A 4,057-nucleotide genomic window follows, 5' to 3' on the forward strand; every position below is an offset into this window, starting at 1 on the left:
TTTTGTTCAAAATAGATTTGAATGTGCTCGATTGGTGGCACTTGAAACGCTTTTTTCTGTTTTTCCTTCATATTATCTTCTTTTAATTCATTTTGACTTAAATCATTACTCTTTCTATTATTATATATATTGTTTATATGTTTATATATAGGTACCAAATTTTGGTTAGGTGGTGGACAGGTACCTTTCCAAAAAATGGTTAGGTAAACTTTACTACCCAGGTTCGGATCAAATGATGGATGATATCGAATAAACCCATACAATTCCAATTCTTTAAGAACCTTTAAATACGTAGTGGGAGAATTAATTTTTGACATATTCATAATTTCTTCTCTGAATAAGGTTATTGGATTTTTAAACCTGTTGTGATTCCATATCCGGAACAACGAGATGTACAAACTGATATGAGTAGGTTTAATATTTTCATTTTCATCCATCATTGCAAAAACATTTTGTTGATGCTTGATGTAATTCATAATGGCCTATTGCTATTATATCATTGAATTTTATTTTCCGCTATCATTGTTTGGATATCTGAATAGTCATAATAGATCGTACCTCCTACTTTAGTAAAAGGTAAAGTTCCACTCACGCGCAAATGCTGCAGTGTTCCTGGTGAAATATTCAAAAGCTCTCTGACTTCATAAGATTTCAACCACTTCTTTTGATTGCTTCCAGCATTTTGTTTAAGCAGCTTTTTAATATCTGCTAATAATTCAATTTTGAATTCTCTTAAATCGTCTTGTGTAATAATTTCTGTTGCCATAATTTTTGATTGATATTGATATGGCACAAAGGAATGTAAAAAAGAAATACGAAAACAGTGGTAGGGGGTTGTACAACCCCCAACAACCCCATAGATTATCAATTAGTTACAGAGATATTTTTTTTTTAGAATGGCACTAAATCATATAATATGACAGAAAAAAATGAATGAGGAAAAATTAAAAAAAGAAAAACCACACACTGTTATACACCTACTATTCACCACCTTACACGATTTTTAAACACTAAAAACAAAAAACTCAATTTTGTACATCAGTCTGCCTGCAATCACAATTTGCCGATTTTTACAACCCCTAATTTTCAAAAAATATTAATTTTTAGCTGATTTGTATAGTTTTAGAAATAATTCTTTAGTAGATCTTTCTGATTTTTGATCAGGTTTATAATATTTATTTGTCAAACTATTCTTTGAAATATTAGAGCTGCACACTGAAGTAAAATTATTTGCAAATAATTTAATAAAATCAGCACTACAATCCTTATCTATCACTTTATTATCCACTAAACTACGCAGAATACACCCTATTTGTCCAACAGATAAATTCGTTTTGATTTTATTTACGCATTCCGGCTGAAGTTTAGTTCCTTCAGCGACAGTTTGGCTTTTATTGATAGCGTAATTATATTTGTAGAAATTGATTTCCTTTTTAATCCAGTTTAATAACATGTCTTTTAGGCTTGGGATTCCTAAATTATATCCTTGTTGATTTATAACTAAATTTTGAGCGAGTTTCTTTTTTATTTTATTCAAATACTTAATTTTCCCGGATGATTCCTCGATAATATTTATATCCCCACAAATTTCCTCAATAATAAAACAATAGATGTCTTCACAATTAACATTCTGTTCTATCAAAAACTTAAACAAACTCCAGAGAAGTTTTTTTTCGCTTTTCCTGCAATTATTTATTTTCACAATTACAAAACGACTTAAAAACTCTTCCCAATAGCCAATTTGATAAAAGCTGAAACCCGGTGCTTTATCATCATATACTTTTTTTATTACAATACATAAATCCAATATTCTTTGATGCTTTGGGTCTAAAATACATTTTGTATCAAATGCTTTATAAAACCTCTCTCTATTTTTTTGAGATAATACTAATGGAGCCGGTAATGAAGTATTAAAATAGTCAGGAAAACTTTTTAGTAAAAGTTCCAGATAAGTTAAATAAAATTCAAATTCAGGACTCAATATCTTTTCCCTACATATTTCATAATGAACACAATCATGTTCTGGATAATGTAATACATTTATTACATCTATTAACCTATACTGATAACATTGAATATGATTCCTTATGGCTTCTTTATTTTTGTCTCCTGTTGCAATTTTATTTAAATGAAATCTTAAACAAGTATATAGATTATCAAATTTTATTTCTCTTTTAGGTTTTTTTTGATCTTCAAAAAGTTGATAAAATGTGCAATTTGAAGGGTTGTTTACATTGGCAACAACCCTATCAATGTGATTTAGTAAAATGGGCATCTGATTTTAAGATTAGATTTTAATTTATAGTTAAATGATACACAATGAGTTTACATTTTCTTAACATTACAAATCAAATGCCATTTTTTTAGAATAAATTTTATGTCATACTCAAGAACATTTATTTATCTTATCTTTTTGATCATTAAGTTTATCCTTCAACTTATGCATATCTTCACTTATCTTGGTTTTTAACACCCTTGCATATATCATGGTTGTTGATAAATTAGAATGCCCTAATACTTTACTCACAGTTTCTATTGGCACTCCATTGCTTAATGTAACTGTAGTGGCAAATGTATGCCTTGCCATATGAAAGGTAAGTTTTTTTTGTAGCCCACACATATCTCCAACTTCTTTCAAATAGCTATTTAGCTTTTGGTTAGAGAGTTTTGGAAATAATACACCATCATTCAAAGCCCTTGGATGGTCTTTGTATTTATTGATAATTCCCCATGCAACAGGTAATATGGGGATATTAACTACCATTTCTGTTTTTTGCCGTACTGTTTGAATCCAATATTCTCCATCAATTCCCAGCAGCACATTTTCACTTGTCAAATTTCTAACGTCGATATATGATAAACCAGTATAACACGAAAAAACAAATAAATCCTTTACAAACTGCAACCTCGGTATTTTAAAACTCTTATTTTTAATAACCTCCAGTTCATTATCAGTAAGATAACCTCTATCCACCTTATTAAATGAGAATTTAAATTTTTCAAAGGGATCCTTTTCTAGCCATTCTAGTTTAATAGCCATGGTCGTTACCTTTCTAAAACGTTCCAGGTGTTTCATCACACCATTATTTGACAAAGGCTTATGATGGTCTGTTGGTGTATAATTTCTCAAATACGCATCAAATCCAGTAATAAACTGATAATTCACCTTTACTAAAGGTATATCATCTATCATCTTTTCCTCTCTCAAATACTTAATAATATATTTATGAGTAGTATAGTAATTTTTAAGAGTTCCGGGACTTAAAATTTTTACTTGAGAAGTATTATGGTATTCAAACAACTCAATAAGTGTTTTCCCTTCGGCAATATTACCAAAATAATAATTTTTAATAATTACAGGTGATATAAATTCTTCTTTTAAAATCAAATCCCTGTATATATTTACAATTTTGGCTCTTACTTGTTCAATATAAGTATTTGATTTACGAAAATCTCTATACTTATTATCAATCCTTTCTTTTGTTGGATTCCAAGCTTCAATAGGAACGGATTTAACTACTGAAAACTCCGCTCTCTTTCCATTTACATTTATTCGTGCATAAATGCTACAATTTGCTTTTTCTTTTCGATCTACCCTTGCAATAAAAGTAATTGCAAATGTTTGATTTGTAGTCATGACAATTAATTTTTGATGGTTAATACTAAACCCAAACCTTTGTTTGGCATCAAAGAACTTTGAGTAAAACCAATCAATATCAATCAACAAAATTGTTCACCACAGAAATCAAAACCTTTATAATCCCCAACAAGCCTGCAATTTACAAATTTCCCAGTGAACACTTTTTTCAAAAACCAGTCTGTTCACCAGCTGTTCACCAGCAATTTTGCATTAAAGAAATTTCTAAATCACTTTCATTTCAAAATTGCATAAGCTTATTCTGAATTTTCTGGTGAACAAATATAGAATTTAATCTTTACTCACTAATAGCTCACCAGAAATCTGAATTATATTAGATTATATTGAAATAACAAAAAATAAAAAAGCCTGTAAAACATACATTTTACAGGCTTTTAACTTATTTAGTTTTTTAAGTAG

The 4,057-nt window shown here is 29.1% G+C and carries 4 protein-coding genes; all 4 read right to left on the reverse strand.

Annotation, left to right across the window (positions count from 1 at the left end; all coding sequences use genetic code 11):
• Window positions 1–476, reverse strand: a 476-nt coding sequence (locus OM074_RS20865; protein ID WP_301202640.1) for a hypothetical protein, incomplete at its 3' end; no start/stop codon positions are given.
• Window positions 477–496: 20 nt separating this feature from the next.
• The gene (locus OM074_RS20870) at window positions 497–766 is read right to left on the reverse strand and encodes a helix-turn-helix domain-containing protein (protein WP_301202641.1); all 270 of its coding nucleotides are present in this window, start codon (window positions 764–766) and stop codon (window positions 497–499) included.
• Between the two features lie 330 nt (window positions 767–1,096).
• Entirely contained in the window at window positions 1,097–2,275 is a 1,179-nt protein-coding gene (locus OM074_RS20875; RefSeq protein ID WP_301202642.1) for a hypothetical protein, read from the reverse strand.
• Window positions 2,276–2,386: 111 nt separating this feature from the next.
• Window positions 2,387–3,637 (reverse strand): site-specific integrase, encoded by a 1,251-nt coding sequence (locus tag OM074_RS20880; protein ID WP_301202643.1) that lies wholly within the window; start codon window positions 3,635–3,637, stop codon window positions 2,387–2,389.
• Window positions 3,638–4,057: the final 420 nt, after the last annotated feature.

It is taken from the genome of Plebeiibacterium marinum (genome assembly GCF_026013615.1).
In the GTDB taxonomy this organism is placed as follows: domain Bacteria; phylum Bacteroidota; class Bacteroidia; order Bacteroidales; family Marinilabiliaceae; genus Saccharicrinis; species Saccharicrinis marinus_A.